The sequence below is a fragment of the Phytopseudomonas daroniae genome (genome assembly GCF_004327275.1).
Classification (GTDB): Bacteria; Pseudomonadota; Gammaproteobacteria; order Pseudomonadales; family Pseudomonadaceae; genus Aquipseudomonas; species Aquipseudomonas daroniae.
Window position 1 is genome coordinate 111145 of sequence record NZ_QJUJ01000012.1, and the last position, 14398, is coordinate 125542.

Genomic DNA, 14398 nt, shown 5'->3' on the forward strand with positions numbered 1-14398 from the left:
TGCTTCCTGCCTCGCTGCTGGCTAGCATCGGGCTTTGCTCATACGACGTGACGATGCCACCTTCCTCTGTTTCCCCTCTCACTCGACAACAGCAGCCGGTGCTGGACACGCGCTATCAGGTGGAAACTCCGGAAGGCATCGATCTGGCATTGCGACCAGCCGGCCTGATACCACGGGCGCTGGCCTTTACCATCGACCTGCTGATCCGCGGCACGATTCTCGCTGTCGTCTACCTGACTCTGGGCTTGTTCGGCCAACTCGGCATGGGCATTGCGACCATCATGCTGTTCCTGGTGACCTGGTGGTACATGGTGCTATTCGAGGTGCTCAACCAGGGACGTTCGCCAGGCAAGCAAATGCTTGGCCTGCGCGTGGTGCATGACGACGGCACACCAATTGGCTGGCCAGCGTCGCTGACCCGCAACCTGCTGCGTTTCGTCGACCTGCTGCCATTCGCCTACACCCTGGGCATCATCAGCTGCCTGAGCAACCGTGCCTTCAAACGCCTTGGCGACATTGCCGCCGGTACCCTGGTGGTCTATCGCGATCAGCCCATCGAGCGCCCCAACCTGCCTGAGGCCGAAGCGCAGCGTGCGCCCTTCCCTCTCGACTTCGCCGAGCAGCGCGCCATGCTCGCCTTCGCCGAGCGCGGCGAACGCCTGTCGACTGCACGGCGGGCCGAGCTGGCCGCCATTCTCGCCGAACCGTTGCAAGTGGGTGCCGAGCACGCGGAAAGCAGGATCAACGGTATTGCCCGCAGTCTGTTGGGCCCGACATGAAACAGAGTCTTTTCGAAACCCGGCACCAGCCTCAGTGGCAGGCATTCACCGAGCAGCTGGATCGACTGGAGAAAGGCAGTGCCGATGCGGAGAAAAGCCGCACCTTCGCCGCCGACTACCGACGCCTGTGTCAGCACCTCGCTCTGGCCAGGGAGCGCGGCTACAGCAACCACCTGATCGATGAGTTGCAACAACTGGCGTTGCGAGGCCACCAGCAGTTCTATCGTCACCGCAGCGCCATAGGGCCGCAGCTGATCGGTTTCGTGCTGGCCGGTTTTCCGCGTCTGGTGCGCGAGGAATGGCGCCTGGTGACGATCGCCAGCCTGTTGTTCTTCGGCAGCCTGGCGTTGATGGGCGTGCTCGTTTACCTGTTTCCCGATCTCGTCTACAGCGTCATGGATCCCAGCCGCGTCAGCGAGATGGAGAGCATGTACGATCCCGATACCACGCGCCTGGGACGTTTCGGCGAACGCGACTCCGGTGACGACTGGATGATGTTCGGCTACTACATCATGAACAACATCGGCATCGCCTTTCAGACCTTCGCCAGCGGCTTGCTGTTCGGGGTCGGCAGCCTGTTCTTCCTGTTATTCAACGGTTTGATGATCGGTGCAGTGGCCGGTTACCTGACGCAGCTGGGCTACAGCGAAACCTTCTGGTCGTTCGTGATCGGCCACGGCGCCTTCGAACTGACCGCCATCGCCCTGGCCGGCGCCGCGGGCCTCAAGCTGGGCTGGGCGCTGCTCGCTCCCGGCCGCCTGCCTCGTGGTGAAGCGCTGCGCCTGGCGGCAATACGCGCCGTCAGGCTGCTCGGCGGCGCTGCACTGTTTCTGCTGATCGCCGCCTTCATCGAGGCCTACTGGTCCTCCATGACCTTCACCACCCCCCATATCAAATACTGGGTTGGCGCCGGACTCTGGGCGCTGGTGCTGGCTTACCTGTGTCTGGCCGGCAGGGGGCAGCATGCGCCTGACTGACGCCAGCGTGGCGATCCGCCCGCGCACGCCCTGGGAAGCCATGGATCTCGGCGTCCTCATGGCCGGCCGCCATCGCAGCCTGCTGATGGCCAGTTGGGCCGTCGTCACCCTGCCGATTTTCGCCGTGCTCTGTGGGCTGCTGTGGCAGTACCCGTCGTGGGCCATATTCATTTTCTGGTGGTTGAAGCCGGCCTATGAACGGCTGCCGCTGTACATCCTGTCGCGTTCCCTGTTCGGCGAAACGCCGACACTGAAGCAGGCGCTCAAAGCCTTTCCCGGCCTGCTCAAACCGCAACTTCTGGCCAGCCTGACCTGGCGCCGCCTCAGCCCCACTCGCAGTTTCGACCTACCGGTACTGCAGCTCGAAGGCCTCAAGGGCAAGGCACGCACGCAACGCCTGAACGTGCTGGCACAACGCGATGCCGGCGCCGCGACCTGGTTGACTCTGGTCGGCGTACATCTGGAGGTCGCTCTGTGGATCGGCCTGGGCAGCCTGGTGTACCTGCTGCTGCCCGCACAGATGGAAACGGAGTGGGACTGGCAGAGCCTGATCAGTGGCGATACCAGCCAATGGTTCTGGCTGGAACATCTGTCCAACCTGTTCTACGTCCTGCTGCTGGTTTTCTGGGAGCCGATCTACGTCGCCTGCGGTTTCAGCCTGTACCTGAACCGCCGTACCGCTCTGGAGGGCTGGGATATCGAGCTGACGTTCCGCCGCCTGCGCCAGCGCCTCACCGGCGTCGCCTACGCCCTGTTGCTGGGCTTCGGCATGCTAGCGCTGCACGCCCCCACACCAGCCTTCGCAGACACAGCGCACAGCTGCCCGCTGCCCAGTGAAGACCCGAATGGCCCGGAAGCGCCACGGCTGCTCGCCCAACCGCTGACCAGCGAGGCTTCGCGCGAATCCGTGCTGGCGATTCTCGACGAGCCGCCCTTCGAGAACCGCGAGACAGTGACTCGCTGGCGTTTCGGTGACGACACCGAGAAGGCCGAGGAAGAGTCGTCGGAGGACTTGGCCAAGGCGCTGGAAGCCCTGTTCAAGATGGTCGAGAACTGGAGCGCGCTGAAAGGCATCGCCCTGTTCTTCGAGGCCCTGCTATGGGCGCTGCTGATTGGCAGCATCGGTCTGGTGATCTGGCGTTACCGCGAATGGCTGAGCGCCTTCGCCGGCCGAGCACGGCTGCGGATGCCCGAAAGAAGCGAAGCGCCGAACCAGCTATTTGGCCTGGAAGTGGTGCCGCAGAGCCTGCCGGATGATATCGCCAGCACCGTCGAACGACTCTGGCAGGACGATCCGCGCGCAGCGCTGGGCCTGCTCTACCGCGCCCTGCTCAGCCGCCTGATTCACGACCACAAACTGCCGCTCAAGAGCTCCCATACCGAAGCCGAGGTACTGCCCCTGGTCGACGGCCTCGACGATCCGGAACTGAGCATCTTCAGCCAGACCCTGACCCGTCACTGGCAGAACCTCGCTTACGGCCATCGCCTGCCGCCGGCAGAGCTGAGCTCCGTACTGTGCAATGACTGGCGACGCCTGGTCGAACAGGGTGGCCGGTCATGAACCGTACCGCACGTTTCGTCCTCGGCGCATTGCTGGTGCTGGGCCTTGGTCTGCTCGGCAGCTACCTGCTGGGCCGCGCCGAGCCCTACGAAGATGTAGTGAGCCACGGGCCATCCCCGGAGGCGCGTGCCAACCCCTACATGGCTGCTGAACATTTTCTGCGTAAGCAGGGCCTCGAGGTGGCGCGTGCCGACAACCTCGCCGGCCTGGCCACATTACCCAGCCGCGGGCATACCCTGCTGCTGCTCGGCAACCGTAGCAACCTGACGCCGCGGCAGAGCGAGCGCCTGCTGCAGTGGGCGGCCCAGGGTGGCCACCTGTTGTTCGTCGCCGAGCGCATGTGGGACGAAGAGGAAGGCAAGAGCGGCGACCTGCTGCTCGATGCCCTGGGCGTGCAACAGTATCCGGTCGAGAAACTCGACGAATATGACGAGGAAACCTCGGACTCGGCCGGCGAAGAAAGCGAAGAAGAGTCGACGGATGCCTACCCGGAGCTGACCAAGCTTTATCTGGAGAACGAGCAGGCGCCGGCCTATATCGACTTCGATACCGACTTCCACCTCTACGACGCCAACAACCTTGCCCACGTCTGGGCCAACAGCGGCGAAGCCACGCACCTGCTGCAGATCTATCACGGCGAAGGCCTGATCAGCGTCGTCACCGATGCGTGGATCTGGCAGAACCCCAACCTGGCCGATCACGACAACGCCTGGCTGCTCTGGTACCTGAGCCAGGACAGCGCCGTGACCCTGGTCTACAACGCCGACCGCGACAACCTGCTGACCCTGTTGCAGCGGCATTTCGCTCCGGCTCTGCTGGCCCTCGGCTTGCTGGTGGCGCTGGTGCTGTGGCACGTTGGCCAGCGTCAGGGCCCATTACTGCAGCCACAGCCAGCGAGCCGTCGGCAACTTCAGGAGCATCTGCGCGGCGCGGCCGACTTCCTGCTGCGCCATGGGGGCCAGCAGCGCCTGCTGAACAATCTGCAGCAGGACATCCTGCGCCGCGCCCGTCGCCGTCATCCCGGCTTCGAGCGTCTGGGGGTCGCCGAGCAATGGCAGATTCTCGGCCGCCTCAGCCGCCAACCGTCTACCGCTATCAGCCAGGCCATGCGTCCGCTGAGCAAGAAACGTCTTTCCGCCAACGACTTCACCCGTCAGGTCGCCCACCTGCAAACACTCAGGAATGCCCTATGAGCGAACACACGCCCGACCAGCCGAGCAGTCCGATCAGCGAACCTGCCAGCCAAGCCGCTGCCGCGCCGGCCGCCAGCCATATCGCCCAGCAGCGCCAACGCGCCAGCCAACTGGCCCAGGCCCTGCGCCTGGAACTGCAGAAGGCCGTGATCGGCCAGACGGCAGTGATCGACGATGTGCTCACCGCCCTGATCGCCGGTGGCCACGTGCTGCTCGAAGGCGTGCCCGGCCTGGGCAAGACCCTGCTGGTTCGCGCCCTGGCCCGCTGCTTCGGTGGCGAGTTCGCGCGCATCCAGTTCACCCCGGATCTGATGCCCAGCGACATCACCGGCCACGCCGTGTACGACCTGCAAAGCGAGCAGTTCAAGCTGCGTAAAGGGCCGATCTTCACCAACCTGCTGCTGGCCGACGAGATCAACCGCGCACCGGCCAAGACCCAGGCCGCCCTGCTGGAAGTCATGCAGGAGCGCCAGGTGACCCTGGAAGGCCGTCCTCTGGCGGTGCCGCTGCCGTTCATGGTGCTGGCCACCCAGAACCCCATCGAACAGGAAGGCACCTACCCGCTGCCAGAAGCCGAGCTCGACCGTTTCATGCTCAAGCTGCACATGGACTATCCCGAGCAGAATGAAGAGCTGAGCATGGTGCGCCAGGTAACCCGCTCGACCAAGGCCGACATGCTCGAAGTCACACCACTGCGTACGCTGCTGCAGGCCAAGGACGTGCTGATCATGCAGAAGATCGCCGGCGACCTGCCGCTCGACGAGCAGGTACTCGACTACGCCGTGCGCCTGGCCCGTGCGACCCGCAGTTGGCCGGGCCTGGCCATCGGTGCCGGCCCACGCGCTTCCATCGCCCTGGTACGCGGCGCTCGCGCGCGCGCGCTGCTGCGCGGTGGCGACTTCGTGCTGCCCGATGACATCAAGGGTTGCGCCCTGGCCGTGCTGCGCCACCGCGTACGCCTGTCGCCTGAGCTGGACATCGAAGGGCTGTCCATCGATCAGGTTCTGCTGCAATTGCTCGACCAGGTTCCCGCGCCCCGTCTATGAACACCTCGATCCGGGATAACGCGGCATGAAGCCCTCCTCCGTTCTGCTCCGCCTGCTGGGCGGGTTGTTGGTGGTCGCCATCGTCCTCGGCGCGCTGGATGCCCTCTCCGTTGCCGTCCCGGAGCGCCTCGTTGCCCTGTGGTGGGGCGCGTTGCTGGTGCTCGCAGGCACCGCGCTGGTCGACGCCCTGCGCCTGTACCGCCAACCATCGCCACGCCTGCAGAGGCACCTGCCGGGCAACCTGCCGCTGGGTCGCTGGAGCGATGTGCAACTGACGGCCCATCATGCCTACTCGCGTGCGCTGCACCTCCAGGTATTCGATCATGTCCCGCAGGACATGGCCGTCGAGCATCTACCACAGCAGGTCGAACTGCGACCGGGCGAACAGACCACCTTCAGCTACCGGGTTCGCCCGCTGGTACGTGGCCATTTCGTCTTTCCACGCTGCGAGATCAGCCTGCCCAGTCCGCTGCGCCTGTGGCAGTCGCGACGCTACCTGGACGTGCGCGACGAAGCACGCGTCTACCCGGATTTCGCCCGCCTGTACGGCGCGCAGTTGATGGCCGTGGACGACTGGGTCAGCCAGTTGGGTGTGCGCCAGCAGCAGCGGCGCGGTCTGGGTCAGGAATTCCATCAACTGCGCGAGTTCCGCGATGGCGACACGCTGCGCCAGATCGACTGGAAAGCCACCGCGCGCAAGCGCACGCCCATCGCCCGTGAGTATCAGGACGAACGTGACCAGCAGATCCTGTTCCTGATCGACTGCGGCCGACGCATGCGCAGCCAGGACGGCGAGCTGGCGCATTTCGATCACGCCCTCAACGCCAGCCTGCTGCTGAGCTACGTGGCTCTGCGTCAGGGCGATGCCGTGGGGCTGATGACCTTCGCCGGCGAGCAAAGCCGCTACCTGGCGCCGGTCAAGGGCCAGGCCCAGGTCAATGTGCTGCTCAACGCGGTTTACGACCTGCAGAGCACCCAGCGTCCTGCCGACTACGCCATCGCGGTGGATACCCTGCTCAGCCGCCAGAGTCGCCGCGCCCTGGTGGTGCTGATCACCAACCTGCGTGATGAAGACGACGAGCAATTGCTGGGCGCCGTGAAACGCCTCGAGCGCAGGCACCGGGTACTGATCGCCAGCCTGCGCGAAGAAGTGCTCGACAGCCTGCGCCACACTCAGGTGCACGATTACGAGTCGGCGCTGAACTACTGCGGCGCCGTGGACTACCTCAACGCACGCAACACTCTGCACGAGCGTCTGGCCGCTCACAACGTCCCGGTACTCGATGCCCGCCCGGGCGAACTCGGCCCGGAGCTGGTCAACCGTTATCTGGCGTGGAAAAAGGCCGGGGTGCTGTAGAGCCGCTCCTGGTAGCCCGGATGGAGCGCAGCGATACCCGGAAGATCGTTCCCTGGGTTTCGCTGCGTCAACCACAGGGGGTTGTTTGTTTCTGGCTACTGCCCTGAAACGCGCCATTCCTTATACTGCGCCCCATCGATTTCGCCTGTGGAGCATACGCCTGTGAACTTTTCCTCCTGGACACCCAAGGAGCGCCTGATTTCCGGGGCTTTCTTCGCCGTCGCCATCGGTTGCCTGCTGTACGGCTTCACATCGGGCGTACCGCCGATGAGCAGCGAGTTCTTTTCGATGTTCGCCGTGGTGTCGCTGGTGATCGGCCTGGCGCTGACGCCCCGGTTCATGCTCCAGCCGCTGCGGGAAAGCCTGGGCAGCAATCTGTCGAAACCCATGCGCATCGCCCTGGGCTTCTTCTGTGCCTTCCAGCTGATCGCGGTCATTCGCGTGATACTCGGCTGACACCCGCAGCCCGCCATTCGACGGGCTGCGGTGCTCAGTTCGCCGGCAAAGGCAGCACCGTCACCTGTACTTCAGGATCGTGATCGCCGCCGCCGAGGATCACCCCACGCAAGGGTGAAACATCGGAAAAATCGCGGCCCCAGGCCAGGGTGATGTGCTCCAGCGCCGGCAGGATATTGTTGGTCGGATCGAAGTCCACCCAGCCATTGCGCGGGCAATACACCGACACCCAGGCGTGGGACGCATCGGCGCCAATCAACCGCGGCTGCCCGGGTGGCGGCTGGGTGAGCAGATAGCCGCTGACATAACGCGCCGCCAGACCACGGGAACGCAGACAGGCGAGCATCAGGTGGGCGAAGTCCTGACAGACCCCGCGGCGCTCCTCGAGCACCTTGAGCAAGGGCGTCGCCACCTGGGTGGCTTCGGCGTCGAAGGTGAACTCGTCGAATATTTTCTGCATCAGCGCGCGCGCCGATAACAGCAGCGGCTGTTCGGGCAGAAAACAGTCGTCGGCGAACAGGCTGAAGGCGCGCTTCAAACGCACGTAAGGTGACTGGAAGCGATAGCGCGTGGCATCCAGCAGCTCCGGCTCCCAGGGCCGGCCCTGATACCCCAGGGCGTCACAGGTGGACTCCCAGGATGGCGAATCCTGCAGATCGAGATAGGCCCGCGGCAGCACTTCGACGTTCAGCTTCGCGCAGACCTTCAAGGCGTCATGGGGGCGTTCGAAGGCCAGGCGGGTCAGCGGATTGCCGAATACATCGACGCTATCGTGACGCTGGCAGGGCTGCGGGGTGATCTGCAGATGGCGCTCCTCGCAACGTTGCCAGGCACAGTCACGCGGCCACAGGTGCGCCAGTTGCTGAGCCAGGGACACCGGCGAGGTGTAACGATAATGGGTGTCGTGCAATACCTGATAACGAACACTCATGACGACCGGGTTCCCTGGCTGGCGGCGACGTGCACGAAAAAGCGCAGGCCCAGTTCATCCGACACCTTGCCGGATGCCTGAGCAACGGCTTCGAGCAGGTCGGCCAGGCCGTCGAGTACCGCGCGAATCCCCCGCGCGCCGAACAGCGGGTTTTCCAGGCTGCGCAGATCGACAGCGCTCAACTGCCGTTCGAGCTGCGCCAGCGCCGGTGCCTCGGGCAAGTGGAAGCGCTCGGCCAGGCGTTCCAGGGAGCGCAACAGCATGCGTACCTGGAACAGCACCGCATGGGGGTTCTGCTCGTCGAGCAGCAACAGATCGAGTACCGGAATGAGTTGTGCCGAAGCCATGTAGCGAGTGCGGTAGGTAATGCTGCTGTTACCCAGTTCCAGCAACCACTCCAGAGCCGATTGATCATCGGGCGTGCCGCCACGCAGGAAGCCACCGACGCTGTCGCAGAGAAACTGCAGGCGCTCGATGCAGCGGCCGATCATCAGAAAGCGCCAGCCGTCGTCGCGGGTCATGTCGTCCAGTGCGAACCCGGAGAGCGCCGCCAGGGACATCAGCAGACGATTGAGAAAATCCAGCAACTGACCGAAATCGCCGCCACGAACCTCCAGATTCTGCGCGTCGCGCTGCAGCTCCACCAGCGCCTGCCAGTTGGCCTGGGACAGCTTGCCGCGTACGCTGCCGGCGGTCCATTGCAGGCGCTGCAAGTTGGTACGCAGGCTGGCTGGCCATTCGGCGCCGAGCACCGCTTCCAGCAGCCGTGCATCCAGCGCGCCGTGCTCTTCGTCCGGTAGCAGGCCAAGACTTTCGCCCAGATACAGCGCAGCCTCCAGAGCCTGCGGGTCGTCATCGTCGTCGACGTAGCGGCCAAGCATGATGCGCAGCAGTCGCGCGTTGTCCTCGCAGCGCTCGCTGTAGCGACCGAACCAGAACAGGTTTTCCACCACCCGCGACGGCAGATAGGGGTCGCTGCGCACCAGGTCGGCGGCGCCCAACGGGCGCATACCATGCCACGGCTCACCAGGGCCGTGGCGCTCGCCGAGCACCCAGGTGTCCTTGCTGGCACCGCCACGCTGCATCGACACCACCTCGGCATCGGCTTCCGCGGCCACTCGGGTCAGGCCGCCCGCCATCACCCGGTAACCGTCGGCACTGGCCACGGCGAACACGCGCATGCCGATGGCCCGTGATTGCAGCTTGCCCTCTTCGGCCTGCCAGACCGGCGCCTGGGAGAGTTGCGCCAGCGCCTGAGCGACATAGGCGTAGGGGCGCAAACGCAAACGCGCGGCCAGTTCGGTACGCTGCGTTGCGTCCAGATCACGGCCAAACACCGGGGTGAAACTCTGCGACGGGAAACTCGGCCGGATCAGCAGTTCTGGCAGTTTCTCCAGCGCTTCCTCCAGTACCGGTGGTTCGCCGCACCACCAACTGGCGATGCTGGGCAGCAACAGCGGCTCACCCAGTAGTTTCTCGCTGATCGCCGGCAGGAAGCCCGGCAGCCCAGGCGCTTCCAGCACGCCACTGCCCAGGGCATTGGCCACCAGCACCCGGCCCTGACGAACCGCCTCCAGCAGGCCGGGTACGCCCAGTGCGGAATCGGTGCGCAGCTCCAGGGGATCACAGAAGTCGTCGTCGAGCCGACGCAGAACCGCATGCACGCGGCGTAACCCGGCGAGTGTCTTGAGATAGAGGGTGGCGTCGCGCACGGTCAGGTCGCTGCCCTCGACCAGCGGATAGCCGAGCTGACGGGCCAGGTACAGGTGCTCGAAGTAGCTTTCGTTGAATCGCCCGGGGGTCAGCACTACCACCAGCGGCGTCTCGCCATCGGCCGGTGCCAGGCGTGCCAGGGTGTCCTGCAGGGTGCGGAAGAACCCGGCCAGGTACTGCACACCGAGATCCCGGTACAGCTCGGGAAAGGCGCGGGAAACGATCTGCCGGTTTTCCAGGGCGTAACCCGCACCGGAAGGCGCCTGGGTACGATCCGCCGTTACCCACCAGCGGCCATCGGGCGCCCGCGCCAGATCCACGGCATATACATGCAGAAAGGTGCCGCCCGGTGGCTGCAGCCCCTGGCATGGCCAGAGGAAATTCTCGTGACCGAAGACCAGCTCCGGCGGCAGCAGGCCGTCGGCCAGTAACTGCTGCGGGCCGTAGAGGTCGGCCAGTACCTTGTCGAGCAGCGCCGCACGTTGCGCCACGCCAGCGGCGATGGTCTGCCACTCGGCTGCAGGAATCAGGTTGGGCAGCAGATCCAGCTCCCAGGGGCGATCCGCACCATCAGGATCGGCGTAGACGTTATAGGTAACGCCGTTCTCCTGGATCTGCCGGGTCAGCATGGCCTGACGCTGCTGCAACTGCGCCGGGCGGCTGCGCTGTAGCTGGCTCAGCAGCCTGCGCCAGTGCGGGCGCACCTGACCATTGGCGTCGAGCAGTTCATCATAAGCCGCATCGTTGGGTGGGTAATCGGCGAGCAGGTCAGGCATCAAGATCTCGGTGCTGTCTTTCGTGGGCTTAGCGTAGGCGTTGCGAGATAAAAGCGGAACCTGCGCCATCAGAACCCGTTTAAAGTCTCGCGAGCTCGAGCAATGCAAGGCGCTACGTAGTAACAGCCTCAGGCTGGTCAAAACAGGCGAGGAAGCGAACTGGGCTCGCGTTCGAGTTTACGTGTAAATGAGCATGACTCGCTTCGCTCGCCCCTTCGGGGCCGCACTAACGTGCGTTAGCCGCAAGCGGCTTGCCGAGCGCGCGGCAGTGCCGACGCGCAGCAGACTTTAAACAGGTTCTTAGATACGGCGCAGATCCAGGGTCATCGGCAGTTCCTGATTACTGATTGGCGTCAGCGGCGCGCGTTTGCCGGGGCTGTGTCCCAGGCGGAAGAAGCGCGCCAGGCGCCGGCTTTCGGCTTCATAGGCATTCACTGGCAGGCTTTCATAGGTGCGCCCGCCCGGATGGGCGACATGATACTGGCATCCACCGATGGAGCGGTTCATCCAGGTGTCCACCAGGTCGAAAATCAAAGGCGCATGCACACCGATGGTCGGCTGCAGGCAGGCCGCTGGCTGCCAGGCGCGGAAGCGCACTCCGGCGACGAATTCGCCGACCTTGCCCGTCGCGTGCAACGGCACCGGCACGCCATTGCAGGTGAGCACGTAGCGATCCGGGGTCAGGCCATTGACCTTGACCTGCAGCCGTTCGAGGGACGAGTCGACATAGCGCACCGTGCCGCCCACTGCACCCTCCTCGCCCAGCACATGCCAGGGCTCCAGCGCCTGGCGCAGTTCCAGGTCGATGCCCTTGACGTTGAAGTCGCCAGCCTTGGGGAAACGGAACTCGAAATGCGCGGCGAACCAGTCGGCGCGCAGGCGATAACCGAAGGCGGTCAACTCCTGCAGCACATCGGCGAAATCCTGCTCGACGAAGTGCGCCAGCAAGAAGCGGTCATGCAGCTCGGTTCCCCAACGCACCAGGCGCGCGGGCCGGTATGGCTCCTTCCAGAACCGCGCGATCAGCGCCCGCAGCAGCAGTTGCTGCGCCAGGCTCATCTGCGCGTGGGGCGGCATTTCGAAAGCACGCAGTTCGAGCAGGCCGAGGCGCCCGGAGGCCGAGTCAGGCGAATACAGCTTGTCGATGCAGAACTCGGCACGGTGGGTGTTGCCGGTGACATCTACCAGCAGGTTGCGCAGCAGGCGGTCGACCAGCCAGGGCGGACACTCGCGGCCCGCTTCGGGCATTTGTGCAAAGGCGATCTCCAGCTCGTAGAGGGCGTCGTTACGCGCCTCGTCGACCCGCGGAGCCTGGGATGTCGGGCCGATGAACAGCCCGGAGAACAGATAGGACAGCGACGGGTGATTGTGCCAATAGCTGATCAGGCTACGCAGCAGATCGGGGCGGCGCAGGAACGGTGAATCCGCTGGCGTGGCGCCACCCAGGACGAAGTGGTTACCGCCTCCTGTGCCAGTGTGGCGGCCGTCGATCATGAATTTCTCGCTGCTCAGGCGACACTGACGCGCCTGCTCGTAAAGGAACTCGGTGCGCTCGACCAGTTCGTCCCAGCTGGCCGCCGGATGGATGTTCACCTCGATCACACCAGGGTCTGGCGTAACCCGGAAGAATTGCAGCCGTGGATCGTTCGGCGGCTCATAGCCTTCGAGCAGCACCGGGCAATCCAGTTCGGCAGCGGTTTCCTCGATGGCGGCAGCCAGCTCCAGATAGTCTTCGAGATCGCTCAGCGGTGGCATGAACAGGTACAGGCGGCCATCGCGGGGTTCGGCGCACAGTGCGGTGCGCACGACATCCGCTGCCGACTGACCGCGCTTGGGTTTGCCTGGCGCATTGCCTCGGCCGCCATTCCAGACCCCGCGCTGCTGGTACTGCAGCTCGGCAGCGGCCGGCAGCGGCGCGAACACCTGGGAAGGGTCGGCCGGTGTCACGTAGGGGTATTCCTCGGCTTTGACCCATGGCAGCGAATCCAGTGGCAGGCGGTAGCCCAGGGCCGAATCGCCAGGTACCAGGCGGCAATATTCATCGCGCAGATACCAGCAACCGCTGCGCCAGCCGGCCCTGCGGGTATCGCGCGCCAACGGCAGGACATGACCGATCACCCGATCCAGCCCCTGTTCGAACACCTGGCGCAGGCGCTCACGCTCAAGCGGGTCGCTCAGTCGGGAATCCTCGGGCGAGACGTTGTCGGGCAAACGCCCCTCGCGCCACAGGTAGTAGAGGCCATCCTCAAAAGCCGGAAAGCTGTGCGCGGCATCGACACCCAGGCGCTCGGCCAGGTTGGCGAGAAAGCGCGCGGCCAGCTCTGCGTCGGCGCCATAGTCGCGCCCTTCGTCGGCCAGCAGCTCGGCGTTCTGCCAGACCGGCTGACCGTCACGGCGCCAGAAGGCATTCAGCGACCAGCGCGGCAACTGCTCGCCCGGGTACCACTTGCCCTGCCCGAAGTGCACCAGGGCGGCCGGCGCGTAGTGCTCACGCAGGCGCAGGAACAGATCCGTAGCCAGACGGCGCTTGTTCGGCCCCAGGGCCGCGGTATTCCATTCGGCGTCATCCGGGTAATCGAGGGCGACGAAAGTCGGCTCGCCGCCCATGGTCAGGCGCACGTCGCCGGCCTGCAGGTCTTCGTCGACACGGCGACCCAGCTCGACGATGTCACGCCACTGGTTGTCGCTATAGGGTTTTGTCACCCGCGGCGCTTCCCAGATGCGCTCCACGCGCATCTCATGGCTGAATTCGCTTTCGCACTCGTCCACCGCCCCACTGATCGGTGCCGCCGATGAGGGCTCCGGGCTGCACGCCAACGGGATGTGGCCCTCACCGGCGAACAACCCGCTGGTGGGATCGAGGCCGATCCAGCCTGCGCCCGGCAGGTACACCTCGCACCAGGCGTGCAGATCGGTGAAATCCACCTCGGTGCCCGACGGGCCATCCAGGGATTTGACGTCGGCGCTGAGCTGAATCAGATAACCGGAGACGAAACGCGCAGCCAGGCCCAGGTGACGGAACAATTGCACCAGTAGCCAGGATGAATCGCGGCACGAACCGGATGCATTGAGCAGGGTCTGTTCGGGCGTTTGCACGCCCGGCTCCATGCGGATCAGGTAATCGATGTCGGCGGCCAGACGCTGATTCAGGGCTACCAGGAAATCCACGCTGGGCCTTGGCGTGCGGTCGATGCTCGCCAGGTACTCGGCGAAGCGGGCTTCGCCCGGCAGCTTGACCAGATAGGGCGCCAGTTCGCGCTGCTCGCCTGCCGTATAGGTCAAGGGAATCTGTTCGGCATAAGGCTCGAGGAAGAAATCGAAGGGGTTGAACACCGCCATTTCGGCGACCAGATCCACCTCGACACGCAGTTCGCGAGTCTTCTCCGGAAACACCAGGCGCGCCAGGTAATTGCCCTGGGGATCCTGCTGCCAGTTGATGAAGTGATCGCCCGGCTCGACGCTCAGGGAATAGGAGAGAATGCGCGTGCGGCTATGAGGTGCCGGGCGCAATCGAATGATCTGCGGCCCCAGGTTGATGGCACGGTCATAGCGATAATGGGTGATGTGGTGCAGCGCGACATGAATGGACACGGCGGGCCTCCTGCAAGC

General features: G+C 64.7%; 10 protein-coding genes. 7 read left to right on the top strand and 3 right to left on the bottom strand.

From position 1 onward, the window contains the following. Positions 1 to 53 precede the first annotated feature (53 nt). From DNK10_RS22905 to DNK10_RS22935, 7 genes are all read left to right on the top strand, one after another. On the top strand, positions 54 to 779 hold the full coding sequence (locus tag DNK10_RS22905) for an RDD family protein (protein WP_131193145.1): 726 nt from the start codon (positions 54 to 56) through the stop codon (positions 777 to 779). Continuing rightward, complete coding sequence (locus tag DNK10_RS22910) at positions 776 to 1756, top strand: stage II sporulation protein M (RefSeq protein ID WP_131193146.1); 981 nt, start codon at positions 776 to 778, stop codon at positions 1754 to 1756. Before DNK10_RS22905 ends, DNK10_RS22910 begins: the two co-directional genes overlap by 4 nt. After that, positions 1743 to 3317, top strand: coding sequence for a DUF4129 domain-containing protein (locus DNK10_RS22915; protein WP_131193147.1), 1575 nt, complete (start codon positions 1743 to 1745; stop codon positions 3315 to 3317). The genes DNK10_RS22910 and DNK10_RS22915 overlap by 14 nt, the downstream gene beginning before the upstream one ends. Continuing rightward, positions 3314 to 4510, top strand: a complete 1197-nt coding sequence (locus DNK10_RS22920) for a DUF4350 domain-containing protein (protein ID WP_131193148.1) — start codon at positions 3314 to 3316, stop codon at positions 4508 to 4510. Before DNK10_RS22915 ends, DNK10_RS22920 begins: the two co-directional genes overlap by 4 nt. Then, the gene (locus DNK10_RS22925; protein WP_131179745.1) at positions 4507 to 5556 is read left to right on the top strand and encodes an AAA family ATPase; all 1050 of its coding nucleotides are present in this window, start codon (positions 4507 to 4509) and stop codon (positions 5554 to 5556) included. The genes DNK10_RS22920 and DNK10_RS22925 overlap by 4 nt, the downstream gene beginning before the upstream one ends. Before the next feature lie 25 nt (positions 5557 to 5581). Next, positions 5582 to 6913 (top strand): DUF58 domain-containing protein, encoded by a 1332-nt coding sequence (locus DNK10_RS22930; protein ID WP_131193149.1) that lies wholly within the window; start codon positions 5582 to 5584, stop codon positions 6911 to 6913. A 162-nt stretch (positions 6914 to 7075) separates the two neighbouring features. Beyond that, complete coding sequence (locus DNK10_RS22935) at positions 7076 to 7369, top strand: hypothetical protein (protein ID WP_131179743.1); 294 nt, start codon at positions 7076 to 7078, stop codon at positions 7367 to 7369. 34 nt (positions 7370 to 7403) lie between these two features. On the opposite strand, the gene DNK10_RS22940 is transcribed toward DNK10_RS22935, so the two are convergent. The 3 genes from DNK10_RS22940 to DNK10_RS22950 form a co-directional block, all read right to left on the bottom strand. After that, positions 7404 to 8300, bottom strand: a complete 897-nt coding sequence (locus DNK10_RS22940) for a transglutaminase family protein (protein ID WP_131193150.1) — start codon at positions 8298 to 8300, stop codon at positions 7404 to 7406. After that, a complete protein-coding gene (locus DNK10_RS22945; RefSeq protein WP_131193151.1) occupies positions 8297 to 10789 on the bottom strand; it encodes a circularly permuted type 2 ATP-grasp protein in 2493 nt (830 codons plus the stop codon). The genes DNK10_RS22940 and DNK10_RS22945 overlap by 4 nt, the downstream gene beginning before the upstream one ends. Positions 10790 to 11089: 300 nt before the next feature. After that, positions 11090 to 14380 carry a transglutaminase family protein gene (locus DNK10_RS22950; RefSeq protein ID WP_131193152.1) on the bottom strand — a complete coding sequence of 1097 codons (3291 nt, stop codon included), beginning with the start codon at positions 14378 to 14380 and terminating at the stop codon, positions 11090 to 11092. Positions 14381 to 14398: the final 18 nt, after the last annotated feature.

Coding starts and splice junctions, on each gene's coding strand:
- DNK10_RS22905 (WP_131193145.1), top strand. CDS start 54: ATGCCACCTTCCTCTGTTTCCCCTCTCACTCGACAACAGCAGCCGGTG.
- DNK10_RS22910 (WP_131193146.1), top strand. CDS start 776: ATGAAACAGAGTCTTTTCGAAACCCGGCACCAGCCTCAGTGGCAGGCA.
- DNK10_RS22915 (WP_131193147.1), top strand. CDS start 1,743: ATGCGCCTGACTGACGCCAGCGTGGCGATCCGCCCGCGCACGCCCTGG.
- DNK10_RS22920 (WP_131193148.1), top strand. CDS start 3,314: ATGAACCGTACCGCACGTTTCGTCCTCGGCGCATTGCTGGTGCTGGGC.
- DNK10_RS22925 (WP_131179745.1), top strand. CDS start 4,507: ATGAGCGAACACACGCCCGACCAGCCGAGCAGTCCGATCAGCGAACCT.
- DNK10_RS22930 (WP_131193149.1), top strand. CDS start 5,582: ATGAAGCCCTCCTCCGTTCTGCTCCGCCTGCTGGGCGGGTTGTTGGTG.
- DNK10_RS22940 (WP_131193150.1), bottom strand. CDS start 8,300: ATGAGTGTTCGTTATCAGGTATTGCACGACACCCATTATCGTTACACC.
- DNK10_RS22945 (WP_131193151.1), bottom strand. CDS start 10,789: ATGCCTGACCTGCTCGCCGATTACCCACCCAACGATGCGGCTTATGAT.